Raw genomic sequence first — 26,290 nt, forward strand, 5'->3', positions numbered from 1 at the left:
GAAACGCAGTCCAAGCTCCAAATGTGGCGCCCGAATGTATCAATTTGGACAAATCGAATGTGGTCTAAGGCGGGCTTGCCGGTTCAGAGCCGGATGCAGGAGATCAGGCGCCCGTAGTCGGCATCCTTCTCATGAGTCGCCCGTCGATAAGAGAAGAAGCGCGCAGGGTCGCCATAGGTGCAGTGGCGCGTCCAGGCACTGTCCTTCACGCCCGCAGCCCGCAGCTTTGCCAGACCAAGGCCCGGCAGATCGAACAGGAACCGGTCGCCTTCGCCCTGCGCAAAGAAACGGGCGTTGCCCTCATCTTCTGTCATGAAGGCCTCAAAAAACTCGGGTCCAACCTCGTAGGCGCGTTGCGAAATCGTGGGGCCGATCACCGCAGAGATGTTTTCGCGCGTTGCGCCCAAAGACACCATTGTCGCGATCGTGGCCTCAAGTACCCCATCCAATGTGCCGCGCCAGCCGGCATGGGCCGCGCCGATCACCGCGGCTTCGGGGTCGGCGAAAAGGACCGGCTGACAATCCGCAGTCAGCACCGAAAGCACCAGACCCGGTGTGGCCGTGACCAGCGCGTCCGCCTTGGGGCGTGGGGCATTCGGGTCCTTGGGCAGTGCATCAATCACGGCGACATCTGCGGAGTGCACCTGATGCATCCCAAGCAATGCCTCTGTCGGAGCCTCCATCGCTTCTGCGACGCGGGCGCGGTTCAGCATCACTGCTTCGCGCTGGTCCGAAGATCCCACGCCGCAGTTCAGTCCCTGAAAAACGCCAGAGGATGCGCCGCCCTTGCGCGTGAAGAACCCATGCACCACGGGGGACAGAAGGTCGGATGTGACAGATTCAAGTGTCATTTTTCCAGTCCTGCGGGGGGAGCAAATTTTGCCGGGTACAGACCCAGCACTTTGAACAGGTTTCCCATTTCCTCTGGGTGCGTCAACCGCCGATGTGCCGCGATGATCTGCGCGAGCGGCTCTCCGGCGGCTCCTGACGCCAACGCATTGGCGCGATCTGTGATGCCAAGCCGTTCGAGGAAGACACCCTGCGGGGTGAGGCGCGTGTGGGCGCAGCCAGTGGCGCTGGCGGCGGTGCAGATTGCCTCAAAATCCACATGCGCCGTCAGATCCGCCTGACCTGGTTCTGCAAGCGGATCCGTTGGGGCATGGGCGCGCAGCGCCTGTAAGGTGTCGCCGAGCGAGCGCCAGTCACCATAGTCTACCAGAAGGGCCACGCCACCATGGTCGCCAATGCGCTGGGCAATCGCCTCGGTGACGACGGCGGCCACTTCGCAGTGCTCCACAAGGTCGCCGTCCTTGGTGTCCTCGAGACGATGTGCCAGTGCGGGCTGTGGGGCTGGGGCTCCGAGACCGAGCGTGAGGCCGCTTGCATCCTCTGCGAGCCCGACGCGGCGTTCGCGCCATTGGTTGCCCTCGCGCTGGAACTGTCGGATCGGCAGCGCGTCAAAGAACTCATTGGCCACCAGAAAGAGGGGATGTTGCGGCAGATCCTCGACCGAGGGGACCCAACGTGGCGCATAAGGGGCGAGGGCCTGGCGCTGCAAATCGCGCAAGCGTGGCGAGGCTTCGATCAACAGAAGTTCCATTGCCTCGTGAAAACCCGGCACCGCACGGGTGGCTCGCAGCATATCGGCCATCAATGTCCCGCGACCGGGGCCGAGCTCTGCGAGAGTAAAGGGCTGTGGCCTGCCCTGATCAAGCCAGCTCTGGACCAGCACCAAACCCAGGAGTTCGCCAAACATCTGGCTGATCTCCGGGGCGGTGATGAAATCGCCCTCCGCTCCGATTGCCGGGGCCGTAGTATAGTAGCCGTAATCGGGGTGGAGCAGACATTCCGACATATAGTCCGCGACGGTCATGGGACCGTCAAGTTCGATCCGGCGACGCAGGCTTTGCATCAGGCTCATGCGCGCACCTCATGGAGGTCAGTTTTTCCGGCGCGCAAGACGAACCACAGCCCAATCAGGATCATCGGGATCGAGAGCGCCTGTCCCTGCGTGAGACCGAAACCGCCGATGTGCCAGGCAAGACCCAGCGGGTTGCCCTCGGAGATGAACTGCGCATCCGGCTGGCGGAAGAACTCGACGATGAAACGTGCAATACCATAGCCCGCAAGGAACACGCCCAGGATACGGCCGGGGGCTTGAAACGCTTGGCGCCGGTAGACCATCCACAGGATGAGGGCGCCAAGGATCAGCCCTTCCATTGCGGCCTCATAAAGTTGGCTGGGATGGCGGGCGCAGATCTCGCCCAGAGCCTGACCACACTTCTGCGCGGCGCTGCCCGGAAAGGCAACGCCCCACGGCAGATCGGTTGCGCGCCCCCAGAGCTCTGCATTTACGAAATTCGCAAGCCGCCCCAGCAAGAGGCCCGGTGCGACCGCATGGGCGACGAGATCCGCGATCTGCAGCTTGTTGATATTGTGCGCTCGCGCATAAAACCAGGACGCGAGCACAACCCCCAGTAGGCCGCCGTGAAAGGCCATGCCGCCCTCCCAGATCCGCAGGATCTGTGCTGGGTTTTGCAGATAGACCGAGGGTTGATAAAAGAGCACATAGCCGATCCGCCCACCCAAGATCACGCCAAGAATGATCCAGGTCATCAGGTCCTCGACCTGGCGCGGGGTCATCGGCGGGGCCTCATTGGCCCAGAGCGCCGGACGTTTCACCGCCCGCACAGCCAGAAACCATGCGATCAGGATGCCAACGATATAGGCCAGCGCATACCAGCGCAGCGCGAACTCGGTTCCAAAGAGCGTGACGGAGAAAATCTCCGGCGACAGGTTCGGGAATTGGATCATCTCTGCGAGCATGGGGTCTTCTGTGCCTCTTTGGGGCAAGTCCTGTCAACGGCTTGCCGTTTGCGCCTCAAGTGCCCATATAGGGGGTAAGCCTCGCAGAGGTAAGACATGAACCGGGAGATGGCCATGCAGACCCGCAACAAGATTATGGACGACATTTCGCAACTGATGACCAACGCTATGGGCGTGGCGCAGGGGGCGAAAGACGAAGCCGAAACCGCGATGAAAAGCATGATTGATCGCTGGCTCGCAGATCGCGATTTCGTGACCCGCGAAGAGTTCGACGCCGTACGCGCCATGGCACAGAAAGCGCGCGAGGAAAACGAAGCGCTGAAGGCGCGTCTGGACGCGCTCGAAACTAAGGCCGACTAAAAAGAACACGCGCCGCGCTTCGGTCGCTGTGTGGTCGCCACAGGTGGTGCTTCCCACGGTGAATGTTCCGAGATCTTTGAATATGGGAAAAGGGATGCACATCGGCATCCCTTTTTCAGTTTGAGCGGTGCCCCACGCCAAATGCGCGAGCCCCCGCCGCCGGTTTGACTGCGCCCGGCGCGCATCCCCGCGATGACCTGTGCGTCGCCTCAGCGCGGTGCTCTGCGGCAAGGGATTCGAAAGGTTAACGCGTTTTGGGCAAGCAAGTGGGCCGATACATCGGTTGAACACGGGGGTGAGGCCCGCCGCTTCCGGTCCCGAACCACCCAGGGCGATGGTTCAGGTAACGCTCCTGAGAGAGTGTACCGCAACATCGATATTTTGCACGTTTTTTCCATCCATCCACAACTTATTGCAGTTGTCCCCAAATAAAGGGTTGCCAGATCTGGGCTGCGCGCTCACCATATCTAGTAGGGGCAAGGAAAAAACTCCCTGCCCTTAGATCAGACAGCTAGCGATAGGGGCGCCTGGCGAGCCTATAAGCTAGAGACCAGAGAGGTGGCATCATGGCACTTTCCGAGCACGAGCTACAGGACGACCTTCACCCCATCGATATTGTCGAAAACCTCGCCTCCCATCACGACTGGGATTTTGACCGCATTGCGGATGATCAGATCGCCATGGCGGTCGAAGGGCAGTGGCGCACCTATTCGCTGACCCTTGCATGGTCCGATTACGATGAAACCCTGCGTCTGGTTTGCAGTTTCGAGATGGAGCCACCAGAGGCCAAGATCCCTCAGCTTTATGAGTTGATCAATCATATGAACGACCAGTGCTGGGCTGGTGCATTCAGCTATTGGCCCGAGCATAAGCTCATGCTGTATCGCTACGGGCTTGTGCTTTCAGGAGGGCAGATGGCCACGCCGGAGCAGGTCGATGCCATCGTGCAAGCGGCCGTAAGCAACTCGGAGCGCTACTATCCGGCCATTCAATTGATGGTCTGGGGCGAGCGACCCGCCAAAGAGGCGATGCAGGTCGCCATTGCAGAGGCCTACGGCCGGGCGTAAGTCTTGTCCCCATCAGCCGCGCAAAAAGCGGCAATGTTCAAACGATAGATGGGGGTAAGCATGGATATGAATGAGATCGCAGCGCGAGGGTTGGTGCTTTTGGGCTGCGGCAAAATGGGATCCGCGATGCTCAAGGGCTGGCTCGAAGGGGGGCTGCCGCGTGAAGCTGTCTATGTAATGGACCCCAACCCCTCCGACTGGCTCAAGGGAACCGGCGTGCATATCAACGCCACGGTGCCTGAGCAGCCCGCAATCGTTCTGGTTGCGGTCAAGCCGCAGGTGATGGGCGCGGCGCTTCCTTCTGCCAAATCCTATGGGGGCGGTGGGACCCTGTTTATCTCCGTTGCGGCAGGCACACCGATTTCGACGTTTGAGACGATGCTCGGTGAGAGCACCCCGATTGTACGCGCCATGCCCAACACACCCGCAGCCGTGGGGCGGGGCATTACGGCCCTCATCGGGAACGCCCATGTGGATGAGGCCAAGATGGCGCAGGCCGACGCCCTGTTGCAGGCTGTGGGCCAGACGGTGCGGCTGGACGACGAAGGTCAGATGGATGCAGTCACCGGGGTGAGCGGATCCGGCCCTGCCTATGTCTTCCACCTCATTGAGACGCTGGCCGCTGCGGGTGTGGCGCAGGGTCTGCCCGAGCCGCTGGCGATGCAACTGGCCAAGGCCACGGTTGCCGGAGCCGGGGCTCTGGCTGAGGCGGCAGAAGAGGATCCCAGCGCGCTTCGGGTCAATGTGACCAGCCCGAATGGGACAACGCAGGCCGCGCTTGAGGTCCTGATGGATGAGGAGACAGGCTTCCCGCCGCTCCTGCAGCGCGCGGTTGCGGCAGCGGCCAAGCGTTCGGAGGAACTGTCCCGTGGCTGACATTTCCTTTGATGACTTCCTGAAGGTCGACGTGCGCGTGGGGACTGTGGTGCGGGCCGAGCCCTATCCTGAAGCACGCCGCCCTGCGATCAAGATGTGGATCGATTTTGGCGATGAGATCGGGGAGCGCAAGTCCTCTGCGCAGGTGACGGCGCATTACGCGCCAGAATCCTTGATCGGCAAGCAGGTGATGGCGGTGGTGAACTTTCCGCCCCGCCAGATCGGCAAATTCATGTCAGAAGTGCTTGTACTCGGCCTGCCGGATGAGAATGGTGAGATTGTTCTGATTGGCCCTGATGGCGATGTGTCCGCGCAGGTCCCGCGCGGGGGGCGGATGCACTGATGGCGGCTTCAGAACGTCGGCGCCTGTTGATCACGCGCCCCATGACCGCAGCGGTTGAGGCGCGCGCGCGCGCAGAACTCGACGTGGAGATCCGTCAAGAGACCACGCCTCTGAGCCCAGAGGAAATGAGACAGAGCCTCGGGGCGTTTGATCTTGTGATGCCCACGCTCGGAGATGCCTATTCGGCGGATGTCTTTGCAGCGGTGCCACAGCCTCGGTGCCGTCTGCTCGCTAATTTTGGGGTTGGCTTCAACCATATTGATGCTGAAGCGGCGCGGGCGGCCGGGGTGGAGGTCACCAATACCCCCGGTGCCGTTACGGATGCCACGGCCGACATTGCATTGACGCTGATGCTGATGACCGCGCGACGGGCTGGCGAGGGCGAGCGGCTGGTGCGCTCGGGGCAGTGGCAGGGCTGGCACCCGACACAGATGCTCGGGCTGCATCTGTCGGGCAAGCGGCTTGGTGTGGTTGGGCTCGGACGGATTGGCGATGCCATCGCGCGACGCGCACATTTCGGCTTTGGCATGGAGATTTCCTATCTCGCGCGCAGCGACAAAGAAACTGGCTATCCTGCCACGCGGGCCTCGAACCTGATCGAGCTCGCCGCGTCGGTCGATATGCTTGTTGTGGCGGTGCCCGGAGGTGCGGAAACCCGGCATCTGATCAATGCGGACGTGCTGGCAGCGCTGCCGTCTCATGCGCATCTGGTCAATATCGCGCGCGGCGAGGTGGTCGATGAGGCCGCTTTGATTACCGCTTTGCAAGCGGGTCAGATCGCGGGCGCAGGGCTTGATGTCTATGAGTTTGAGCCAAAGGTGCCAGCGGAGCTCAGAGCTATGGAGCAGGTGACGCTGCTGCCGCATTTGGGCACGGCCACCGAAGAGGTTCGCAGCGCCATGGGGCATATGGCGCTGGACAACTGCGTGGCATTTCTGACCGGGGCGCCTTTGCCAAACCCTGTGTGATGGATGAACCAGGCGCGAGGGAGATCTCGTGAAGGCAGGGGCACTGCCCCTCTGGGCCCACAAGGGGCCCATTCACCCCGGGATATTTGCGGTTAGAAGAAGATGCTCTATCCCAGTGTTTTAGCGGTGGGGAGATCCCCCATCGCGGCGCGCCAGTGGCGGCGGCACAAGGAGATATAAGATTCGTTGCCGCCAATCTGTACCTGGTCCCCTTCGGTCAGGACCTGGCCTGTCGCGTCCTGACGCACCACCATGGTTGCTTTTTTGCCGCAATGGCAGATGGTGCGCACTTCGCGCATCTCGTCGGCAAGGGCCAGCAGGCTTGCAGAGCCGGGAAACAGATTGCCCTGAAAATCCACACGAAGCCCGAAGGCCAGCACCGGCACACCCAGATCATCGACGACGCGGGCCAGCTGCCAGACCTGCTCGTGCGTCAGAAACTGCGCCTCATCCACAAAGATCGCCGCCACAGGCCCATCCTTGAGGCGGGTTTCGATTTTGCCAAAGAGGTCATCTTCGGGCGCAAACATATCTGCCTCTGCGCTGATGCCAATGCGTGAGGCAATCCGACCCGTTCCGGCGCGGTCGTCGATGCGCGCGGTCAGCAGGTAGGTCTGCATGTTGTTCTCGCGATAGTTATGAGACGCTTGCAGCAGGACCGTGGACTTGCCGGCGTTCATGGTCGAGTAGTTGAAATAGAGCTTGGCCATGCGCTGCGGTCTATCCCGTTTGCTGGCTCTAGAAAAGACGAAAGCGCGGTGGGCGAAGTTGGGTCAGCCAGACCTTGGGTGGGGCAGGCCAAGGGGCATGCCTTGGGGGGCACTTGGGCTGCCTTGCAGGACATGATGCAACGGGGCGGGCTATGCCGAGTGGCTCTGGAATATCGGGCGCACCAGTGTTGAGCCAATGCCAGCTCCTGAGCCAGTGCTGGGCCAGTGTTGGGATGTCCCCCGCCGCACAGAGTGCCGTCCAGAACGCCTAGCGTTCGTCTTTGAACGGTTCTGCCCTTTGGGGGACATCAATCGGGCAGACCAATTGCCCAGAATAGAACCGGATACTCACTCACTGGGACCGGCTCCACAGGCCCTGCGTGACCAATACTCTTACTGTTTCACTCTTTGAAACCAAGGGTCACACCGGGTCTGGCAAAGGTATTGCACTTCGGGTAAGTAAACTTAATGGGAATTTAATCGTGAGGTTCCCCGAGGCGCAGGCTGCAGGGGGCATCCACTTGGGTAAAAGAGCATTATGGCGGATATCGGGACGTATCTGAAAAAGCACACCGAAGCACTTGTGAAGGATGTTGGGATCGAGGCCGCCTGCCAGATCACCGGGAAATCAAAGGCCACATTGGGGCGCTATTACTCCGAGAATGCGGAACATGCGGACCGGTTTATCCCGGTCGATGCGGTTGCAAAGCTCGAGGGGGCGGCGTCCTTTCCGCATGTGACCTCTGCGCTGGCCGATCTGAAGAACATTACCTTGTCCTATTCCTCCGGCACCGAGGCTTCGGTGTCGCGCCCAGGGGGCGTGAACACAGATGTGATCGCCTTGAGCCGCCGTTTTGCCCAGCTCATGAGTGAGTATCAGGACGCGATTGCCGATGGCATCATCACAGTCAACGAGGCCAAGCGACTGCTGAAAGAGACGGTGTTGTTGCAGCAGGTGCTCCTCGACATGAAGCTGCATCTCGAAGAAGAGAGCGGCTGAGGCTGTCGTCTTTGCCTTTTTGCAGGGGCCATGTGTATCGAGGATCTTGAGCCGCGCGCCCCATTCGGGCGCGCGTTTTGGTTTGGCCAGAAGGGCCCGGAGGATGGATCGCCTCAGCCGTGGCGCCGCACGAGCACTGAGCCCACCGAGTAGCCCGCCCCAAAAGAGCAGATCAGGCCCGTGTCGCCCGCCTCGAGATCGTCCGAGAATTTTGAAAACGCAATGATCGAGCCGGCCGAAGAGGTGTTGGCATAGTCTTGCAGGATATTGGGCTGTTCTCCGGCCTCTGGCGTGCGACCCAGAACCTTTTTACCGATGAAATCATTCATCGTCTTGTTGGCCTGATGCAGCCAGAGCCGTTTAAGGTCGGCAGCGCCGACACCTTCAGCGGTCATATGATCGGTGATGTGCTGGCTGACCATTGGCAGCACTTCCTTGAACACCTTGCGACCGTTTTGCATGAACTGCATGTCACGACGGTCCGCAACGCCATCGGGGCGCGAGCGGCGCAGGTAGCCGTTGTTGTTGCGGATGTTGTTGGAGAACTCTGTGGCGCAACGGGTGGAGAGGATCTCGAAATGGGCGCTTGTGGCGTCTTCGCTGCGCTCGATCAAGGTGGCGGTCGCAACATCCCCAAAAATGAAGTGGCAATCGCGGTCGCGCCACTCTAGGTGGCCGGAACAGATTTCGGGATTGACCACAAGAGCTGCACGAATGGAACCCGAGCGGATCATGTCGGCGGCGGTCTGAATGCCAAAGGTGGCCGAGGAACAGGCAACGTTCATGTCAAAGGCAAAGCCCCGGATGCCGAGAAGCTGCTGGATCTCGATGGCCACCGCAGGATAGGCGCGCTCCATATTGGAGGCGGCACAGATTACCAGATCCACATCCTCAGCCGATTTTCCTGCCTGCGCGAGAGCCTGTCTGGCGGCATCAACCGCCATTTCGGCCATGATCCCGGGTTCGTCATCGCTGCGCTGGCGCAGGAGCGGGTGCATCACCTCCGGGTCGAGGACGCCGGATTTGTCCATGACAAAACGGCTCTCAATGCCTGAGGCCTTGAGGATGAACTCCTCGGATGAGTATTGCAGCGGCTCGCGCGCGCCCGAGGCGATCTCGTCGGCGTGTTTCTCATTCTGCAGGTCGACATAGGCGTTAAAGGCCTTGACCAGTTCTGCATTGGTGATGCGTTCGGACGGGGTGTACACCCCGGTGCCGGTAATTGCTGCTGTGTACATTGTAACGTCCCGGGTCGCAGGCCCATCCCTAGGGCCCTGTCTCAAGGTGGCGCATATAGGGCCCGTTTACCTCGCGAAGGTCAAGGGCAGTCGCAAGATCCCGGCTGCATGCCCTTGGGGCAGCGTCGTACTTTTTCACCTCTAGCCGCGGGGAAAGCGGGGGCATGTCTTTAAATACTTCATCAGGTGAACTAGTTTGGGGCGAGGAGTCGGGACATGACAGTCGACCATTCAGACATCTGGAAGCTTTACACGCCAGAAGTGCAGGCCATGATGGGGGTTTTTGCGCTTCACTGGCAGTTGGAGCAACGTCTGAACGATGTTTGTCACGAGGGGCAATTGGGCCGGTCGGAGCATCAATTGTTGCTTATTCTTGCGCAACCCCGTCGCATGGGGGAGCTTGCGCGGCTGACGCACAAGACGCCGTCTGCGATGACGGCTGCTGCGGCTGTCCTGGAACAGTCCAATCTGATCCGCCGGGTAAGGGACCCCGGGGACGGAAGAGCTTGGCTACTGGAGTTGACAGAAGAGGGGCGCAGGCGTCGGGCACAATTGGTCGATGCGGCATCCGGGATATTTTACGAAACGTCGGGCCTCACGCGGGAAGAAGCAGAAATCCTCGCCCGGCTCGCACAAAAAATTCACAATAAGGCCGTTCAGTCGGGCGCTGTGGCACCCTGTGAAGGAGATCAAACATGAAAATGACGTCAATCCGGGCGGTGATGCTTGGGGCGATTTTGGCGACCCCGATGGCGGCTGGCGTAGCCGCACAGGCGCAAGACGCAACGCCGGAACAGGTGCTTTTGAAACCTGTGAAGCTGATGACCGCCAATGGTGGCTCGGCGCCGCTGGAGCGGAGCTTTTTTGGCCAGGTAGCGGCCAAGGAAACCGTTGATCTGGCCTTTCAGGTGGGTGGGCAAGTGTTGAAGCTTCCGATTACCGAAGGCGACGAGATCCCCAAGGGCGGGCTGATCGCGCAGCTGGATCTGGAGACGTTTCAGCTTCAACTCGAGCAAGCGGTGCTGAATAAACAGCAAGCGGATCGCACCAAGGAACGCAACGCGCGCCTCGCGGGTACCGTGAGCCAGGTGGCGATTGAAGATGCCGAAACCGCCGCCGGGCTGGCAGAGGTGGCCTTGCGCACGGCGCAGACGAACCTCGATCATGCAACGCTCTATGCACCGTTTGATGCCCTGGTGGCGCGGCGCGAGGTGGCGCAGTTTTCTACTGTTTCTGCGGGGACGCCAATTGCGCGCCTGCATGATATGTCCGAATTGCACGTCGAAATCGACGTGCCAGAGCTTCTGTTCCAGAAGGCGAACGAGAGCGATGCGTTCGAAATCGTGGCCTCTTTCCCCGGAAGCAGCAAAGAATACCCGCTTCAGATCGTCGAATATGTCGCCGAAGCCTCTGCCGTGGGGCAGACCTACCGCGTGACCCTTTCGATGGAGCCGCCGGAAGATCGTCACATCCTGCCGGGGGCCTCGACCACCGTGAGCGTGCGCGTCTCGACCGGCCTGCATCGTATCGCACTTCCGGTGACCGCCATCGTGACCACGCCAGAAGGCAAGACCGGTGTGATGGTCTTTACCCCCACGGGCGCGGACGCGGGCTCGGTGACATGGACCGAAGTAGAGATCGCGCCCAACCAGTTCGGCACGTTTGATGTGCTCTCCGGTGTGGAGGACGGCGACGAAGTCGTTCTCACCGGGGGCGCCGCGCTCAAGGACGGGCAGGCGGTGCGCCGCTTTGTCGGTTTCAGCAATTGAGGCTCTGAAACATGGACATTGCACGCGGATCAATTCAACGGCCGCTTTATACGTGGCTGATCATGCTGTTTGCCCTCTTTGGGGGCATCTGGGGCTTTCTCTCGCTGGGTCGATTGGAAGACCCTGCCTTCACCATCAAACAGGCGGTGATCCAGACGACTTATGCCGGCGCCAGCGCCGAGCAGGTGGCCCTGGAGGTGTCCGAACCTCTGGAATCCGCCATCCAGAAGATGGAGGAAGTCAAGGAAATCACCTCCATGAACCGCCCCGGCGTATCGATCATCGAAGTGGAGATGCGCGACACCTATGACGGCTCGGAGTTGCCACAGATCTGGACCAAACTGCGCGCAAAGGTGCGTGATGCGGCCCGTGGCCTGCCGGATGGCGTCAGCGAGCCGCTGGTGAACGACAGCTTTGGGGACGTGTTCGGTATCTTCTATGCGGTAACGGCTGAAGGGTTTTCCGACCGCGAGAAATACGAGCTATCGACCTTCCTGCGCCGCGAGTTGTTGACCGTGGACGGTGTGGCGGATGTCGATATCTCGGGGCTGCGCAAAGAGACAATCTATGTCGAACCCGACATGCCGATTGCCACCAACCTTGGGGTTTCGGTCAATGCGATCGCCAACGCCGTTGCCACTTCGAACTCGGTGACACCGGCGGGAGAGATCAAGGCCGGACCGATGAACACCATTCTGCAAACTCCCGAAGGCTCGGATTCCGTTTCGGAGATTGCGGGTCTGACGGTGGGCGTCGGGGGTGAGACCATCAACATCATCGACATCGCAAATGTTTGGCGCGGACGAGAGATCGACCCGTCGCTGATGATCCGCTTTGACGGGGTTGAGGCCTTTACCCTTGGGGTGTCCGGGATCGCCAATGAAAACATTGTGGATGTTGGTCATCGCGTGGACGCCAAGCTGGCGGAGCTGGACAGCGACATTCCCTTTGGCGTGGAACTGCATCCGATCTATCAGCAGCATATCGTTGTGGAGCAGGCGTCCAATGATTTCCTCGTGAACCTTGCCATGTCGGTGGCCATTGTGATCGTGGTGCTGGCGCTCTTCATGGGGTGGCGCGCGGCCATTGTGGTCGGGACAACCCTGCTGCTGACGGTGGTGGGGACGCTCTTCTTCATGGCGCTGTTTTCAATCGAGATGGAACGCATCTCGCTTGGGGCGTTGATCATCGCCATGGGCATGCTCGTCGATAACGCCATCGTGGTGGCGGAGGGGATGCAAATCTCCATGCAAAAAGGCAGATCCTCGCGTGAAGCCGCGCAGGAGGCGGCCTCGAAGACCCAGATCCCTCTGTTGGGCGCGACGGTGATTGGCATCATGGCCTTTGCCGGGATCGGGCTCAGCCCGGACGCCACGGGCGAGTTCATGTTCTCGCTCTTTGCCGTGATCGGAATTTCGCTTCTGCTGAGCTGGATTCTTGCGCTGACGGTCACGCCGCTCTTGGGGCATTACTTCTTTAAACGCGGTTCGGGAGACGATCAGGACAGCTACAACGGGCTGTTGTTTCGCAGCTACGGCGCTCTGCTGCGCGGCGCACTCAAGGCGCGCTGGCTTGTGGTGGTCGGCCTGATTGGCGTGACTGTGATGTGTTTCATGGGGTTTGGCCTCATCAAGCAGCAGTTCTTTCCGAACTCCAACACGCCGTTGTTCTATGTGCACTACAAGTTGCCACAGGGCACCGCGATCGAAGCAACCTCTGCGCATATGGCTGAAATGGAATCCTGGCTGGCTGCGCGCGATGAGGTGGTATCGACCGCAACCTTCGTGGGGCAGGGGGCGACCCGCTTCTTGTTGACCTATGCCGGTCAGAAGGCCAATCCAAGCTACGGGCATCTGATCATCCGCACGGAAAATCTCGAACAGATCCCGGGCTTGCAGGCGGATCTCGAGGCCTGGGGCAAGGCGCATTTTCCCGAAGGTGAGTTCCGCACAGAGCGGCTGGTCTTTGGCCCCGGCGGCGGCGCCCCAGTTGAGGTGCGTTTCTCTGGTCCGGATCCGGCTGTGCTGCGCCGCCTTGCCAATGAAGCCAAGGAACTGCTGGAGACAGAGAGCGATCTGACGCGCGATGTACGTCACAATTGGCGCGAGCAGGAGTTGGTGCTCAAACCCGTCTACGCCACGGACCGGGCGCAAACGGCTGGGGTGACGCGAGAGGCGATCTCGAGCGCGCTGCAGTTCTCGACCAACGGGGTGACAACGGGGGTGTTCCGCGAACGCGAACGCCTGATCCCGATTGTCATGCGCCAGCCGCAGGAAGACCCTTATAACGTGATGAACCAGGTGGTGTTTTCGGAGACCTCTGGCAGCTGGATCCCGCTGGAACAGATGATCGATGGCATCTCCTACGAGGTTCAGAACACGCTCGTGCATCGGCGCGACCGCGTCTACACTATCACCGTGGGGGCGGATGTATTGCCGGATGTGACGGCTGCCACCGCCTTTGGCGAGGTGCAGGCCGCGATCGAGGCCATCGAGGTGCCGGTCGGCTACAAGATGGAATGGGGCGGGGAGCATGAGAACTCCTCGGAGGCCAATGCAAGTCTCGGCAAGCAATTGCCGCTCTCGCTGCTGATCATGGTGCTGATCTCCGTTCTGCTCTTCAATGCGATCCGTCAGCCGATCATTATCTGGCTGCTGGTCCCGATGAGCGTGAACGGGGTTGTGATCGGTCTCTTGGGCACGGGGCTTCCCTTTACGTTCACAGCACTTCTTGGTCTGCTGAGCCTGTCCGGCATGCTGATCAAGAACGGGATCGTTCTGGTGGAAGAAATCGACATTGTCCGCCGCGAAGAGGGGCTGCCGCTGCGCGAGAGCATCGTGAAGGCCTCTGTGTCGCGTTTGCGTCCCGTGATGCTTGCGGCGATTACGACCATCCTCGGTATGGCCCCGCTTATGAGCGATGCCTTCTTCGTGTCGATGGCGGTGACGATCATGGGCGGTCTGGCCTTTGCAACAGTGCTGACGCTTGTTGCGGCGCCGGTGTTCTACCTGATCTTTTTCAAAGGGGTGGAACGGCAGGAGCAGAAGGCAGCCGCCGCCTAGGCTGCGGCCTCACGGCGTGCGAGAGTGCCTGCGACCATTGCAGGCGCTCTTCAACCAGCCCGAGCCAGTCTGACGCAATGTGAGCGTTGGCGTCATGTGAGGGCGAGACACAAAAACAAGAAAAGCCCCGGGGATCTGTCCCGCGGGGCTTTTCCGTTTGGGGGGAGATCAAAGATTGGCCATCTGTGAGGGGTGAGAGAGCGATTGATGGCCGGGAGGGAACATGATCTTCCGCTGCCCTTCTGGGCTGCTCTGTGTAGGGAGACTGTGCCTTTGAGGGTGAGTCGCTGCAATGCTATCTGCGTGAGCGCAGCGCAAATATCAGATCCAATTGTTTGTATATGCCCTCGCCATCCAACAGCGCGTTCAGAGCACTGGTGGTGCGTTTCACCTGTTCTGTCGGGAAGGGGCCTGCGCCGGCCGGATTGCCAATGGCGATCCGGTCTCTCTTGAGAGAGGTAAAGGCACAAAAAAACGCCCCCGAAACCGGAGGCGTTTTGAGGTCTTCTGCTTGCACGGTACTGTGAGACGATCAGCGGAGTTCGCGTCTTCGTCCTTCGCAGTTAGCCTTGCAGGCTTTTCACTTCGACTTCCCCTTCGGCCTGCGCCTGAATGGCGCGCGCGGCGGCATGGGCCCCGGCGGCGGTGGTGAAATAGGGGATCTTGTCATAGAGCGCGACAGAGCGCATCGGCTTGGAATCCTCGACCGCCTGGTTGCCTTCGGTGGTGTTGAGCACCAGCTGGATCTCGCCATCCTTGAGCATGTCCACCACATGCGGACGTCCTTCATAGACCTTGTTCACCACAGCGCACTCTACACCGTGCCCCGCAAGCCACCCCTGCGTGCCGCGGGTGGCCACCAGATCAAAGCCCTGGGCGATCAGGATGCGCGCCGTATCGAGCATGACTTCGGTCTTGTCCTCATCCTTGATCGAAATGAACGCGCGTCCTTTGCTGGGCAGCACCATGCCAGCGCCCATCTGCGCCTTGAGGAAGGCACGCGCAAAGCTGCGATCCCAGCCCATGACTTCACCGGTAGAGCGCATTTCCGGCCCCAGAATGGTGTCGACGCCGGGGAAACGGGCAAAGGGCAGCACCGCTTCTTTGACGGAGAACCACGGCATGTCCGGGTCAGCAAGCGTCATCGGATCAGCCATGGGTGTGTTCACGTCATAGCCTGCGTCGGGCTCGTAGGGTGCGCGCTGCGGGAAGTTCGACAGCGGCTCTCCGGCCATGACGCGCGCGGCGATGGAGGCGATGGCGCTGTCGGTGGCCTTGGCGACAAACGGCACCGTGCGCGAGGCGCGCGGGTTTACCTCAATCAGGTAGATCTCATTGTCCTTGATCGCAAATTGCACGTTCATCAGACCAACAACATTCAGCGCCTTCGCAAGCGCAAAGCTCTGCTCCTTGATACGCTCGATCACCTCTTTGTCGAGCGAGTACGGCGGCAGCGAGCACGCCGAGTCACCAGAGTGAACGCCAGCTTCCTCGATATGCTGCATGATGCCTGCAACATGCACGTCTTTGCCGTCGCAGATCGCGTCCACGTCGAGCTCCACCGCGCCAGAGAGGTAGCTGTCCAAGAGCACCGGGCTGTCGCCCGATACCACCACTGCCTCGTTGATGTAGCGTTTGAGCTGGTCCATGTCGCGCACGATTTCCATCGCGCGACCACCCAGAACGTAGGACGGGCGGATCACCAGCGGGAAGCCGATTTCCTCTGCGATCTTAAGCGCTTGTTCGCCGGTGGAAGCGATGCCGTTCTTGGGCTGTTTCAGGCCAAGCTCATTCACAAGCGCCTGGAAGCGCTCACGGTCTTCGGCAAGGTCAATCGCGTCCGGCGTGGTGCCGAGGATCGGAATGCCTTCGGCCTCTAGCGCATTGGCAAGTTTCAGCGGGGTTTGGCCACCGAACTGAACAATCACACCGTGCAGGGTGCCGTTTTCCTGTTCGACGCGCAGGATCTCCATGACGTGCTCCATGGTGAGGGGCTCGAAATAGAGGCGATCCGAGGTGTCATAGTCGGTCGAAACTGTTTCCGGGTTGCAGTTGACCATGATGGTCTCATACCCCGCATCCGTCAGCGCAAAACAGGCGTGACAGCAGCAGTAGTCGAACTCGATACCCTGACCGATCCGGTTTGGCCCGCCACCAAGAATAACGACCTTTTTGCGATCCGAGGGGCGCGCTTCGCATTCCACTTCACCCATCATCGGGCTTTCATAGGTGGAGTACATATAGGGCGTCTGCGCTTCGAACTCTGCGGCGCAGGTGTCGATGCGTTTGAACACCGCCTTGACGCCGAGGTTGTGGCGCGCGCGGCGCACGTTGTCCTCGTCACGGCCCGTCAGCAGACCCAGACGGGCGTCCGAAAAGCCGAGCATCTTGAGCGCGCGCAGCTTGTCTTCGCGCATCGGTAGGCCATTTTTGCGGATCTCGCGCTCGGCGTCGATGATCTCGCGGATCCGGGCGAGGAACCACGGATCGAATTTCGTGACGCCCTGAATTTCGTCGTCCGACAAGCCATGACGCATCGCCTGTGCGATGGTGCGCAGGCGGTCCGGGGTCTGCTGGCTGATCGCCTTGATCACTGCGGCCTTGTCGTCGGCACCAACGCTTTCCCAAAGGCCAGCTTGCACACCGGGGATCTCCACCTCGTCAAAGCCGGTGAGACCGGATTCCATCGAAGCGAGCGCCTTTTGCATCGATTCGTGGATGGTGCGGCCAATCGCCATGGCTTCGCCCACCGATTTCATCGCTGTCGTGAGGTAAGGCTCGGAACCAGGGAATTTCTCAAACGCGAATTTCGGAATTTTGGTGACGACATAGTCGATGGTCGGCTCAAACGATGCAGGCGTCACCTTGGTGATGTCGTTGTCCAACTCGTCGAGCGTGTAGCCCACAGCAAGCTTTGCCGCGATCTTTGCAATCGGGAAACCTGTCGCTTTGGAGGCCAGCGCCGAAGAGCGGCTCACGCGCGGGTTCATCTCGATGACAACCATCCGCCCGTCTGCGGGGTTCACTGCCCATTGTACGTTGGAGCCGCCGGTTTCCACGCCAATCTCGCGCAGGACCGCAATCGAGGCGGTCCGCATCATCTGATATTCCTTGTCCGTAAGCGTAAGGGCAGGGGCCACGGTGATCGAGTCCCCGGTATGAACGCCCATCGGGTCCACGTTTTCGATCGAGCAGACGATGATGGCATTATCCGCTTTGTCGCGGACCACTTCCATCTCGTATTCTTTCCAGCCCAGCAGGCTCTCATCGACGAGGATCTGGTTCACCGGAGAGGCATCCATGCCGGAGCGGCAATAGTGGATGTAATCCTCGCGATTGTAGGCCACGCCGCCACCGGTGCCACCGAGGGTAAAGGCGGGGCGGATGATTGCGGGCAGGCCGATGTCCTCGAGGGCTTCGAGTGCAAGCGCGACACCCGCCTCAAGGTCGGCGTTGCCGTTGTCTTTTTTCGGCGCTGTAACAATGGTGGCGCGCGGGTTTTCAAGACCGAGGCGATCCATGGCCTCGCGGAAGAGCTTGCGGTCTTCGGCCATCTCGATGGCTTCGCGCTTGGCGCCGATCATCTCGACGTTGAATTTTTCGAGGACGCCCATTTCCTCAAGCGCGAGCGAGGTGTTGAGGCCGGTCTGCCCGCCCATCGTCGGCAGGAGCGCGTCGGGGCGTTCTTTCTCGATGATCTTGGCGACCACTTCCGGGGTGATCGGCTCGATGTAGGTCGCATCAGCAAGACCCGGGTCGGTCATGATCGTCGCTGGGTTGGAGTTCACCAGGATCACCCGGTAGCCTTCTTCGCGCAGCGCCTTGCAGGCCTGAGCGCCAGAATAGTCGAATTCGCAGGCCTGACCGATGACGATGGGCCCGGCGCCAATGATCATGATCGACTTGATATCGGTTCTCTTCGGCATGGCGGGCGTCCTTTTGACAGAAATTTCGGCGTGGCAGTCTGAATCAGGCACGGGCTGCGCCCAAATTGTCCTGCGTTATAGGCAGCGAGACAAAAGGTGCAAGGGGGATCGGCCCTGCAATGCAAATTGCCGTTTTCGACCCTTTCGTGTGGCGTCGAAACCGCTATATGCGGGGCAAGGGAGACACTCACTGCTCACGGAGACCCTGCCGGTGGAAATCCGCTTTGACAATGGCCCATCGAAGGGCGCGGCGCTGTTTGAAGACCCAGTTGACCTGATCCGCGCGCAAGACCCGGATGAGGTGCAGGGGGCGCTTGCGGCCTTGGACCGCGCCCGCGCCGAGGGGCATTGGGTTGCAGGCTATGCGTCTTATGAGTTGGGCTATGCGCTTGAGCCACGTTTGGCGCATCTTCTGAATGGGCGCGGGCACCGGCGTCTTCCGTTGCTGCAGTTCGGTGTGTTCCGCGCGCCGGTGGCGGCGGATGTTCCGCTTTGGGCTGGGGATGCAGGTGTGGGAGAGACGACCGCGCGCTGGGACGCTGCCCGCTACACCGAGGCCTTTGATCGCGTTAAATCCTACATTGGCGCCGGCGACATATATCAGGCCAATCTGACTTTCCCCATCGACGCACAGGTCTGGGGCGGGGCGGAGGCGCTTTATGCGGCCCTTGCCGCGCGTCAGCCTGTGGGCCACGGGGCGCTTGTGCGTCAGGACGGGCTGCCAACGATCCTGTCGCGCAGCCCGGAGCTCTTCTTTCGCACATCCTCGGATGGGGTGATCGAGACGCGTCCCATGAAGGGCACGCAACCGCGCAGCCTTGACCCGCGAGAGGATTCGCGACGACGGGATTTCCTGCGCTCTGACGAAAAGAACCGCGCTGAAAACCTGATGATTGTCGACCTTCTGCGCAATGACATCAGCCGCGTGTCCGAGACCGGCTCGGTCCATGTGCCAGAGCTGTTTGCCGTGGAAAGCTATGCGACGGTGCACCAGATGGTGTCATTGGTGCGGGCACGCCTCAAGGCCGGCTGCGGTCTGGCGGACATCTTTGCGGCACTTTATCCCTGCGGGTCGATCACCGGCGCGCCCAAAATCCGTGCCATGGAGATCCTTGCGGAACTCGAGCCCGGGGCGCGCGACATTTATTGCGGCACCATTGGCTGGGCGGCCCCCGACGGGCGGTCGGAATTCAATGTCTCCATACGTACGATGATGCTGGAGGGCGATGCGGCCACGTTCAACGTCGGCGGTGGGCTGGTCTGGGACAGCACCTCCGCCTCCGAGTATGAGGAAGCGCTGTGGAAAGCCCGTTTTGCACAAGTGACGACCCCGATTTCCGCTTGATCGAGACCTTCGGCTTTGCGCCGGGGCAGGGTGTTGCGCGGCTTGATCTGCACTTGGCGCGTCTGACGCGCTCTGCCGAGGCCTTTGGTATTCCGTTCCGGCGTGCCAAAGCGCTGGCCATGGTTGAGGATCTCGCGGCGACCACGCCGCTGCGCTGCCGTATGACGCTGGCTGCGGATGGTTTTCTTGCGTTGACCACCGCAGAGATGCCGGCAGCGGCAAACCTCTGGCGCGTTGGGATTGCGCAGGAGCGCCTCGCCTCGGATGAGCCTTTGCTGCGTCACAAGACGACCCGCCGAGAGATCTACGATCGCGCGCGGGCGCGCCTGCCCGCAGGGATCGACGAGGTGATATTTTTCAACGAACGCGACGAGATCTGCGAGGGCACAATCACCAATCTTGTTCTGACAAGAGAGGACGGTACGCGGCTGACGCCACCTGTGTCCTCGGGCTGCTTACCGGGCGTCTACCGCCAGAGCCTGCTCGACGCAGGAAGCTTAAAAGAAGCCGTTTTGACAATGGCCGACCTTCAACGGGCCGCTGCACTGCATCTCACGAATGCGCTGCGCGGTGAGATCCCCGCGACACTGTTCGAGATCTGAGCGCCCATCCTGCGCCGATCGCTGCCCGACGCGGCGCTGAAACAGGCGCATTTTGCCCACATTGCTTGACAACGGGGCGGGAACCTTGTGTACGGAAGGTTGAATTTTGCTTGGGCACGGCGCCCCCTCGCGCGCCCCCGCCGCTGACCGAAAGAGACCAGATCCATGCACGCATTTCGCAGCCATACCTGCGCTGAACTGAACAAATCCCACGTGGGCGAAACCGTTCGCCTCTCCGGCTGGGTTCACCGGGTCCGCGATCACGGCGGCCTTTTGTTCATCGACCTGCGCGACCACTATGGCGTCACGCAAGTCATGGCCGACCCCGACAGCCCTGTGTTTGCCGAGATTGAAAAGGTGCGGTCCGAATGGTGTATCCGCATCGATGGTGAAGTGAAGGCACGTGACGAAAGCCTCGTGAACGCCAAGATCCCGACCGGCGAGATTGAGGTTTTCATCCGCGACATCGAAGTTCTGGGCAAATCCGAAGAGCTGCCGCTGATGGTTTTCGGCGAGCAGGAATACCCGGAAGAAACCCGCTTGCGCTATCGCTACCTCGACCTGCGCCGCGAGAAGATGCAGCGCAACATGGTGCTGCGCTCCAACATGATCCGCTCTATCCGCAATCGGATGTGGGATCAGGGTTTCAACGAATACCAGACACCGATCATCACCGCGTCGAGCCCCGAAGGCGCGCGCGACTTCCTCGTGCCGTCCCGTCTGCACCCGGGCAAGTTCTACGCCCTGCCGCAGGCGCCGCAGCAGTTCAAACAGCTGATGATGGTGTCGGGCTTTGACAAGTATTTCCAGATCGCGCCCTGTTTCCGCGACGAGGACCCTCGGGCGGACCGCTCGCCGACCGATTTCTACCAGCTCGATATGGAAATGTCCTTTGTCACCCAGCAGGATGTGTTTGACACCATCGCGCCGGTGATCGCGGGCGTGTTCGAGGAATTCGGTCAGGGCCGCAAGGTCGATGCTCCGAATGAATGGCCGCAAATTTCCTATAAGGACGCGGCCCTCTGGTATGGCTCCGACAAGCCGGACCTGCGCAACCCGATCAAAATGCAGGTGGTGTCCGAGCATTTCCGCGGCTCTGGTTTTGCAATCTTTGCAAAGCTCCTGGAGCAGGAAGGCACCGAAATTCGCGCCATTCCCGCACCGACAGGTGGCTCGCGCAAGTTCTGTGACCGGATGAATGCCTTTGCCCAGAAAGAGGGCCTGCCGGGCATGGGCTATATCTTCTGGCGCGAGGGCGCGGACGGCATGGAAGCCGCTGGACCCTTGGCGAAAAACATCGGCCCCGAACGCACCGAAGCGATCCGCCAGCAGCTTGGTCTGGGTGTGGGCGATGCGGCCTTCTTCCTCGGGGGCAAGCCCAAGACATTCGAGGCGGTTGCAGGCCGCGCGCGCAATGTGATCGGCGAAGAACTGAACCTCACCGACAAGGACCGTTTCGCCTTTGCCTGGATCGTGGACTTCCCGATCTATGAAAAGGACGAAGAGACCGGCAAGATCGACTTTGAGCACAACCCCTTCTCCATGCCGCAGGGCGGAATGGACGCGTTGAACGGCGATCCACTCGATGTGCGCGGCAACCAGTATGATCTGGCTTGTAACGGTTACGAGCTGGTCTCGGGCGCGATCCGGAACCACAAGCCAGAGATCATGTTCAAAGCCTTCGAGATCGCAGGCTACGGCAAGGAAGAGGTCGAAAAGCGCTTTGGCGGTATGGTCAACGCGTTCCAGTATGGCGCCCCGCCGCACGGGGGCTGTGCAGCCGGTATCGATCGCATGGTGATGCTTCTGGCGGATGAGGCCAACATCCGCGAGGTCATCATGTTCCCGATGAATCAGCGCGCCGAAGACCTGATGATGGCCGCACCCTCCGAGCCGATGTCGGAGCAGCTGATGGAACTTGGCCTGCGCGTGATCCCGCAGGACGACTGAGACTGACGCATCGACGGATTATGATGGGGGCTGCCAGTTTGGCGGCCCCTTTTCTTTGGTCCGCGCGCGTTTCTGCCGAGGCCCGTGCTGCGTCTTTCAACACAGACGGCATTGCTTGGCACAGCTGCGCTGAGTGGTTGGATCGGGCGCAGGATGAATATATGCAGGTGCGCGTAGCTTGATGCCCGACGTGTCGCGCCTCCTGGTCGGATTTCTTTGAGCGCCGCGTCGGGGCGCCCTCGCGCAGGCTCAAATTCGTGTCGGGGGATCGGGTGCAGCAACCTGAGATGAGTCAAACTTCTGCACCGGAGGGTGGCGACATCCCGCGCGCAATGATCCTGTCACCCGAAGCCGTATTGCAGGAGGCGCTCAATTCCGGACGCCGTGACAACCGCATTTTTCGCCAGGGGAAGACCCGGAACAGCTGATCGGCCTGTTGGAACAGGCGATGCGCAATACAGGCTAACGCGTTTTTGGGCGTCGACGCTGCATCGAATGACGAGAGGCCTCTGTGTCAGAGGAGCTGAGACGAGACTGCACGGCCAGGACGATGACCAGCGTCAGCGAAGCGATGACAAGGGACTGCAGCATGGTTCAGATCGCAATCTTGCGTTGGAGCCGCTCCTGTACGAGATCGGCAATCATTGCAGTTTCAACGGCCAGCGGCCCACCAGATTTGCGCGTCTCTTGGAGGCGCGTTGCAGCGGTTTCAAGCGGGGCATCCCCGACGCTTCGCGCCACGCCTCCCAGGAATTGCGCCAGGTAGTCGAGCGTCTGCTCGTCCTTGCCTTCATCCAGAACCTCGGCCGCATGTGCCATGTCATCGCGGAACGCGAGCATGTCAGGTTCTACCGATTCATCTGTCATTGGGCGCGGCCCGATGGGTTGACGTTCCGGAGGCATGTTCGAAAGGATCGCGTTCTGGAAGGCGGCGAGCGAGACGATGGGCTTGGGAAGAAAGCCGTCTGCGCCAGCTGCCATGGCGGCTGCCTCGGCATTTTCATCACCAGAAATGCCGAGGATCACGGCAACCCGCGGCGAAGCCGTGGAAAGCGCCTCAATGAGCTCGGCACCGGACCCATCGGGCAAGCCCAGGTCGATGATCACCACAGAGGGGCGATAGACCTGAAGATGCCTGCGGGCGGACTTGAGACTGTCGGCGCGCCGAATCCGAGCCCCGCTGCGCAAACACAAAAGTCGCATTGCTTCACATGCATAACGGCTGTCCTCGACCACAAGGATCGTCAGCCCCAGAAGTGGGCGGCGACCGCTGCCCAGACGGGCTGCAGAAGAAAAAAGATCCGAATCGTCCATGTCCTGACCTCACTAATAACCTGCTAAGACGCTAGGGATTCTGGGCTAACAAGTTCTTAACTCGCGCCTGGGAGCGCTCTCATACCCAATTTTTGCAACCTGAGCGTGCGTAGGTGGGCTTGCAAGAAACGTGCGGTTTTGATCTTTACGGAGACATATCGTTTCAAAGCCTCGGGAGAACCCCCATGATCGGACGTTTGAACCATGTCGCCATTGCCGTGCCAGATCTGGAGGCCGCCATGGCCCAGTATCGCGACACCCTTGGCGCCAATGTCGGTGCACCTCAGGATGAACCTGACCATGGTGTGACAGTGGTCTTCATTGAGTTGCCCAACACCAAGATCGAGCTTCTGTATCCTTTGGGAGAGGGCTCTCCGATCCAGGGTTTTCTCGAGAAGAATCCGGCCGGCGGCATTCATCACATCTGTTATGAGGTCGATGACATCCTCGCTGCCCGAGATCGGCTCAAGGCACAGGGTGCGCGGGTGCTCGGAACCGGAGAGCCAAAGATCGGTGCCCATGGCAAGCCGGTTCTTTTCCTGCATCCCAAAGATTTCAACGGCTGCCTGGTGGAACTCGAAGAGGTTTGAGGCTAGATGCAGGGAAGGGCGCGCGGCGCCGCCCTGCGATCTGTCTTGGCCCTTTGAAAGGAACCTCCCATGGGTATCACTTCCGGTCTCGTGCTCTATGCGGTCATCTGGTTCATGACTTTCCTGGTGGTGATCCCCATTCGACTGGAAACACAGGGCGACACAGGAAAGATTGTACCCGGTACCCATGCCGGGGCGCCGGAACGGCACTATCTCAAGCAGAAGGCCTGGATCACCACGGGCGCGGCTGCCGTGATCTGGGCCATCGTCGCCGGGATCATCCTGTCGGGAATGATTACCGTAAACGACTTTGACTGGTTTGATCGCCTGCCAGATCGGCCCTGATCCCCATTCCATCTGTTGAGCGCCATGCGCTACGACGCTGATTTGTTCGCAAGGTCGGGAGATCGACGGCGTGTGAGAGCGAGCTCGTGTGAGTCTGCCTCTCAGCAAGCACTGTTGATTGAGGCGTAGCCTACTCGAACGAGTGCGCGCGAAGCCCAACGTCATTGGGGTGGTCCTGAGCTTGCTGGGCCAGTGCGGTTTCAATCGTCATCAGCAACCACTGCAACCGCGCAGAATCCGCAAAGCGGCGGTGCCAGACCAGATCGAACTGTAAAGGCGGCAACTCGACCGGAAAGGGCGAGGATGCCAGAGTGCCTGTGGTGTGGCGTGACGAGCGGGAAGGCAAGCTTGCAATCATGTCGGTGCCCTGCATCAGCCGGATGAGGGTCCAAAGGTTGGGCACCCCGAGTGTGACCCGTCGGTGGATCGCCAGTGCTTCGAGCTCGGTCTGCAGCAGGCTCTTGCTGCCCTGGCCGAAGGATACGGTGGCATGGGGTGCCCCACAAAAGTCCTCGACGCTATCGACCGGCCCTCTGACATTTGGGTCGTAGAACACGCGGAAACTGTCTTGCGTCAGAGCCATGTGGCGGAGCGTGTTGGGATAGGACCGTGGGCGCAGCGTGAGAACCACATCCGCCTGGCGCGTCTCCAGAAGGGGCTCGATCTCCGAGAGCTTGCCAAGGTCCCGAAACATGAGGTGCTTCTGCGGCAGGCTGAGGCGCAAGGCGTCATATATGGTCTCAAGTTCGCCATCCAGGATGCTTGAACTCAACGCAATGACAAATGGGTCGGGGTCGGTGATGGGGTCATAGATGCCCTGATCTGCCAGGCCTTCCATCTCGATCAGAATGCGGCGGACCTTTGGTGCCAGGACGTCCGCACGTGCGCTTGGGACGATGCCGCGTCCGGATTGCACAAACAGCGCATCCCCCAGCAATCCGCGCAGTTTTTCAATATTGTGGCTGATGGTGGATTGGCTGCTTTCGAGCACATCCGCGGCCCGGCTTACTGATTTCTCGTCATAGACAGTCAGGAAAACACGCAGCACGCGTCCGCTGATTTGAGAGATGTCAATTCGAGGCATAAGCGCACCAGAATTTAGGACTTGATAACAAAGGTTAACCCGGGCAATTTTGTTAATAAAGCAGTAATAATAGCAGGCATCGGGTGGACGAATATAATGCATGCTTGGGCAGGCGATCCGAGTGAGATCGGATCTTTCGGGACAGATAAGAACCAAGAAAACGAGCGGGCTGCGCTAACGGCTCTCATAAACTATGTTGTTGAAACTACTTGCAATTCTCCGGAGAACCCAACCCTCGACAATGCCGAGGATCTGCGGCGGAGCCTGAGCGAAGTGGTTCTGACAGCCTAGTCTGGGACAAGGATTTGCGCGCATCGTTTTCGAAGTTTTGAAACTCCATCCCGCGGGGTGGCGCGCTGACTATGGCGCATTGAATGCGGCCATTTTTTCGAGAAAATGAAAGCGGCAGCCCCTGTCAGAAAATAAAGTGCAATACTGTTGCAAAAAAGCCGGACCATCCGTGGCCCGGCTTTATCGATTTAAGTGACAAACTCTTGGTGGATATTGGCGATCTGGTTGCCGATCCGCTTTGCCTACAGACGAGCTGCGGCGATAATCAGAGTTGCTCCACCTTCACCGAGGCAAGCGGCATGAAAGCCAGGTGGCCTTTGATCTCCGATACTGCATCAATTGGGTTTTCGTAACTCCAGACTGCGTTTTCATCGGTGGAGGACCTATTCACAATTGAATAATAAGTGGCGTCGCCTTTATGCGGGCAATGGCTTGTTTTGTCGGTTTTGTCGAGAAACGCCATGGCGATGTCCTCGCGCGGGAAATAGATCACTGGGGCCAGATCGCCTTCGATCAATTCCAGTGCATTCTCCGTCTCGCCCAGAATGGCGCCACCAGAACGCACAACCCATCGGCCTGTTGCTTTTTGGATCGTGATCTTGGTCATCGGGTTCCCCCTCCTTC

23 protein-coding genes are annotated in these 26,290 nt (G+C 60.1%); 14 read left to right on the top strand and 9 right to left on the bottom strand.

The window, feature by feature from the left end; translation table 11 throughout:
• Positions 1-83 precede the first annotated feature (83 nt).
• Genes pgeF through lgt form a run of 3 tightly spaced genes read right to left on the bottom strand, consistent with a single transcriptional unit; the run spans position 84 to position 2,826 of the window.
• A complete protein-coding gene (pgeF, locus tag TM1040_RS07390) occupies positions 84-851 on the bottom strand; it encodes a peptidoglycan editing factor PgeF (RefSeq protein ID WP_011537963.1) in 768 nt (255 codons plus the stop codon).
• Positions 848-1,921 (bottom strand): class I SAM-dependent methyltransferase, encoded by a 1,074-nt coding sequence (locus tag TM1040_RS07395; protein ID WP_011537964.1) that lies wholly within the window; start codon positions 1,919-1,921, stop codon positions 848-850. The genes pgeF and TM1040_RS07395 overlap by 4 nt, the downstream gene beginning before the upstream one ends.
• On the bottom strand, positions 1,918-2,826 hold the full coding sequence (gene lgt, locus TM1040_RS07400; protein WP_011537965.1) for a prolipoprotein diacylglyceryl transferase: 909 nt from the start codon (positions 2,824-2,826) through the stop codon (positions 1,918-1,920). The genes TM1040_RS07395 and lgt overlap by 4 nt, the downstream gene beginning before the upstream one ends.
• Positions 2,827-2,940: 114 nt before the next feature.
• Here lgt and TM1040_RS07405 point away from each other — a divergent pair, with 114 nt between their 5' ends.
• The 5 genes from TM1040_RS07405 to TM1040_RS07425 all read left to right on the top strand — a co-directional run bounded on the left by TM1040_RS07405 (position 2,941) and on the right by TM1040_RS07425 (position 6,440).
• Entirely contained in the window at positions 2,941-3,186 is a 246-nt protein-coding gene (locus tag TM1040_RS07405; RefSeq protein ID WP_044027024.1) for an accessory factor UbiK family protein, read from the top strand.
• Between the two features lie 566 nt (positions 3,187-3,752).
• On the top strand, positions 3,753-4,253 hold the full coding sequence (locus TM1040_RS07410; RefSeq protein ID WP_011537967.1) for a YbjN domain-containing protein: 501 nt from the start codon (positions 3,753-3,755) through the stop codon (positions 4,251-4,253).
• A 60-nt stretch (positions 4,254-4,313) separates the two neighbouring features.
• Positions 4,314-5,129, top strand: a complete 816-nt coding sequence (proC, locus tag TM1040_RS07415) for a pyrroline-5-carboxylate reductase (RefSeq protein ID WP_011537968.1) — start codon at positions 4,314-4,316, stop codon at positions 5,127-5,129.
• On the top strand, positions 5,122-5,472 hold the full coding sequence (locus TM1040_RS07420; protein ID WP_011537969.1) for a tRNA-binding protein: 351 nt from the start codon (positions 5,122-5,124) through the stop codon (positions 5,470-5,472). Before proC ends, TM1040_RS07420 begins: the two co-directional genes overlap by 8 nt.
• Positions 5,472-6,440 (top strand): 2-hydroxyacid dehydrogenase, encoded by a 969-nt coding sequence (locus TM1040_RS07425; protein WP_011537970.1) that lies wholly within the window; start codon positions 5,472-5,474, stop codon positions 6,438-6,440. Before TM1040_RS07420 ends, TM1040_RS07425 begins: the two co-directional genes overlap by 1 nt.
• 107 nt (positions 6,441-6,547) lie before the next feature.
• On the opposite strand, the gene TM1040_RS07430 is transcribed toward TM1040_RS07425, so the two are convergent.
• On the bottom strand, positions 6,548-7,150 hold the full coding sequence (locus tag TM1040_RS07430; protein WP_011537971.1) for a thymidine kinase: 603 nt from the start codon (positions 7,148-7,150) through the stop codon (positions 6,548-6,550).
• Between the two features lie 538 nt (positions 7,151-7,688).
• Between TM1040_RS07430 and TM1040_RS07435 the strand changes: the two genes are divergently transcribed.
• On the top strand, positions 7,689-8,150 hold the full coding sequence (locus TM1040_RS07435; protein WP_011537972.1) for a hypothetical protein: 462 nt from the start codon (positions 7,689-7,691) through the stop codon (positions 8,148-8,150).
• 113 nt (positions 8,151-8,263) lie between these two features.
• On the opposite strand, the gene TM1040_RS07440 is transcribed toward TM1040_RS07435, so the two are convergent.
• Complete coding sequence (locus TM1040_RS07440) at positions 8,264-9,388, bottom strand: beta-ketoacyl-ACP synthase III (protein ID WP_011537973.1); 1,125 nt, start codon at positions 9,386-9,388, stop codon at positions 8,264-8,266.
• Positions 9,389-9,604: 216 nt separating this feature from the next.
• On the opposite strand from TM1040_RS07440, the gene TM1040_RS07445 reads away from it, so the two are divergent.
• The 3 genes from TM1040_RS07445 to TM1040_RS07455 are packed head-to-tail and all read left to right on the top strand — an operon-like array spanning position 9,605 to position 14,219.
• A complete protein-coding gene (locus TM1040_RS07445; RefSeq protein WP_011537974.1) occupies positions 9,605-10,087 on the top strand; it encodes a MarR family winged helix-turn-helix transcriptional regulator in 483 nt (160 codons plus the stop codon).
• Positions 10,084-11,157 (top strand): efflux RND transporter periplasmic adaptor subunit, encoded by a 1,074-nt coding sequence (locus TM1040_RS07450; protein ID WP_011537975.1) that lies wholly within the window; start codon positions 10,084-10,086, stop codon positions 11,155-11,157. Before TM1040_RS07445 ends, TM1040_RS07450 begins: the two co-directional genes overlap by 4 nt.
• An 11-nt stretch (positions 11,158-11,168) precedes the next feature.
• Complete coding sequence (locus tag TM1040_RS07455; protein WP_011537976.1) at positions 11,169-14,219, top strand: efflux RND transporter permease subunit; 3,051 nt, start codon at positions 11,169-11,171, stop codon at positions 14,217-14,219.
• A 563-nt stretch (positions 14,220-14,782) separates the two neighbouring features.
• On the opposite strand, the gene carB is transcribed toward TM1040_RS07455, so the two are convergent.
• Positions 14,783-18,145: a carbamoyl-phosphate synthase large subunit gene (carB, locus tag TM1040_RS07465; protein ID WP_011537977.1), complete on the bottom strand. Its 3,363-nt coding sequence runs from the start codon at positions 18,143-18,145 to the stop codon at positions 14,783-14,785.
• 211 nt (positions 18,146-18,356) lie between these two features.
• Between carB and TM1040_RS07470 the strand changes: the two genes are divergently transcribed.
• From TM1040_RS07470 to aspS, 3 genes are all read left to right on the top strand, one after another.
• Entirely contained in the window at positions 18,357-19,490 is a 1,134-nt protein-coding gene (locus TM1040_RS07470) for an aminodeoxychorismate synthase component I (protein WP_044026676.1), read from the top strand.
• Complete coding sequence (locus tag TM1040_RS07475) at positions 19,445-20,092, top strand: aminotransferase class IV family protein (protein WP_044027025.1); 648 nt, start codon at positions 19,445-19,447, stop codon at positions 20,090-20,092. The genes TM1040_RS07470 and TM1040_RS07475 overlap by 46 nt, the downstream gene beginning before the upstream one ends.
• 165 nt (positions 20,093-20,257) lie before the next feature.
• Entirely contained in the window at positions 20,258-22,042 is a 1,785-nt protein-coding gene (gene aspS, locus TM1040_RS07480) for an aspartate--tRNA ligase (RefSeq protein WP_011537980.1), read from the top strand.
• A 594-nt stretch (positions 22,043-22,636) separates the two neighbouring features.
• Here aspS and TM1040_RS07485 read toward each other — a convergent pair.
• Positions 22,637-23,356 (bottom strand): response regulator, encoded by a 720-nt coding sequence (locus tag TM1040_RS07485; RefSeq protein ID WP_011537981.1) that lies wholly within the window; start codon positions 23,354-23,356, stop codon positions 22,637-22,639.
• Between the two features lie 185 nt (positions 23,357-23,541).
• Between TM1040_RS07485 and mce the strand changes: the two genes are divergently transcribed.
• Both mce and TM1040_RS07495 read left to right on the top strand, forming a co-directional pair.
• Positions 23,542-23,946, top strand: coding sequence for a methylmalonyl-CoA epimerase (gene mce, locus TM1040_RS07490; RefSeq protein ID WP_011537982.1), 405 nt, complete (start codon positions 23,542-23,544; stop codon positions 23,944-23,946).
• Between the two features lie 69 nt (positions 23,947-24,015).
• Positions 24,016-24,291 (top strand): DUF1467 family protein, encoded by a 276-nt coding sequence (locus TM1040_RS07495; RefSeq protein WP_011537983.1) that lies wholly within the window; start codon positions 24,016-24,018, stop codon positions 24,289-24,291.
• A 130-nt stretch (positions 24,292-24,421) separates the two neighbouring features.
• Here the strand turns inward: TM1040_RS07495 and TM1040_RS07500 are convergent, their stop codons facing one another.
• Complete coding sequence (locus TM1040_RS07500) at positions 24,422-25,375, bottom strand: LysR family transcriptional regulator (protein ID WP_011537984.1); 954 nt, start codon at positions 25,373-25,375, stop codon at positions 24,422-24,424.
• 556 nt (positions 25,376-25,931) lie between these two features.
• Positions 25,932-26,273: a DUF427 domain-containing protein gene (locus TM1040_RS07505; protein ID WP_011537985.1), complete on the bottom strand. Its 342-nt coding sequence runs from the start codon at positions 26,271-26,273 to the stop codon at positions 25,932-25,934.
• Between the last annotated feature and the right edge of the window lie 17 nt (positions 26,274-26,290).

The organism is Ruegeria sp. TM1040 (assembly GCF_000014065.1).
GTDB lineage: Bacteria > Pseudomonadota > Alphaproteobacteria > Rhodobacterales > Rhodobacteraceae > Epibacterium.

Coding starts and splice junctions, on each gene's coding strand:
- pgeF (WP_011537963.1), bottom strand. CDS start 851: ATGACACTTGAATCTGTCACATCCGACCTTCTGTCCCCCGTGGTGCAT.
- TM1040_RS07395 (WP_011537964.1), bottom strand. CDS start 1,921: ATGAGCCTGATGCAAAGCCTGCGTCGCCGGATCGAACTTGACGGTCCC.
- lgt (WP_011537965.1), bottom strand. CDS start 2,826: ATGCTCGCAGAGATGATCCAATTCCCGAACCTGTCGCCGGAGATTTTC.
- TM1040_RS07405 (WP_044027024.1), top strand. CDS start 2,941: ATGCAGACCCGCAACAAGATTATGGACGACATTTCGCAACTGATGACC.
- TM1040_RS07410 (WP_011537967.1), top strand. CDS start 3,753: ATGGCACTTTCCGAGCACGAGCTACAGGACGACCTTCACCCCATCGAT.
- proC (WP_011537968.1), top strand. CDS start 4,314: ATGGATATGAATGAGATCGCAGCGCGAGGGTTGGTGCTTTTGGGCTGC.
- TM1040_RS07425 (WP_011537970.1), top strand. CDS start 5,472: ATGGCGGCTTCAGAACGTCGGCGCCTGTTGATCACGCGCCCCATGACC.
- TM1040_RS07430 (WP_011537971.1), bottom strand. CDS start 7,150: ATGGCCAAGCTCTATTTCAACTACTCGACCATGAACGCCGGCAAGTCC.
- TM1040_RS07435 (WP_011537972.1), top strand. CDS start 7,689: ATGGCGGATATCGGGACGTATCTGAAAAAGCACACCGAAGCACTTGTG.
- TM1040_RS07440 (WP_011537973.1), bottom strand. CDS start 9,388: ATGTACACAGCAGCAATTACCGGCACCGGGGTGTACACCCCGTCCGAA.
- TM1040_RS07445 (WP_011537974.1), top strand. CDS start 9,605: ATGACAGTCGACCATTCAGACATCTGGAAGCTTTACACGCCAGAAGTG.
- TM1040_RS07450 (WP_011537975.1), top strand. CDS start 10,084: ATGAAAATGACGTCAATCCGGGCGGTGATGCTTGGGGCGATTTTGGCG.
- TM1040_RS07455 (WP_011537976.1), top strand. CDS start 11,169: ATGGACATTGCACGCGGATCAATTCAACGGCCGCTTTATACGTGGCTG.
- carB (WP_011537977.1), bottom strand. CDS start 18,145: ATGCCGAAGAGAACCGATATCAAGTCGATCATGATCATTGGCGCCGGG.
- aspS (WP_011537980.1), top strand. CDS start 20,258: ATGCACGCATTTCGCAGCCATACCTGCGCTGAACTGAACAAATCCCAC.
- TM1040_RS07485 (WP_011537981.1), bottom strand. CDS start 23,356: ATGGACGATTCGGATCTTTTTTCTTCTGCAGCCCGTCTGGGCAGCGGT.
- mce (WP_011537982.1), top strand. CDS start 23,542: ATGATCGGACGTTTGAACCATGTCGCCATTGCCGTGCCAGATCTGGAG.
- TM1040_RS07495 (WP_011537983.1), top strand. CDS start 24,016: ATGGGTATCACTTCCGGTCTCGTGCTCTATGCGGTCATCTGGTTCATG.
- TM1040_RS07500 (WP_011537984.1), bottom strand. CDS start 25,375: ATGCCTCGAATTGACATCTCTCAAATCAGCGGACGCGTGCTGCGTGTT.
- TM1040_RS07505 (WP_011537985.1), bottom strand. CDS start 26,273: ATGACCAAGATCACGATCCAAAAAGCAACAGGCCGATGGGTTGTGCGT.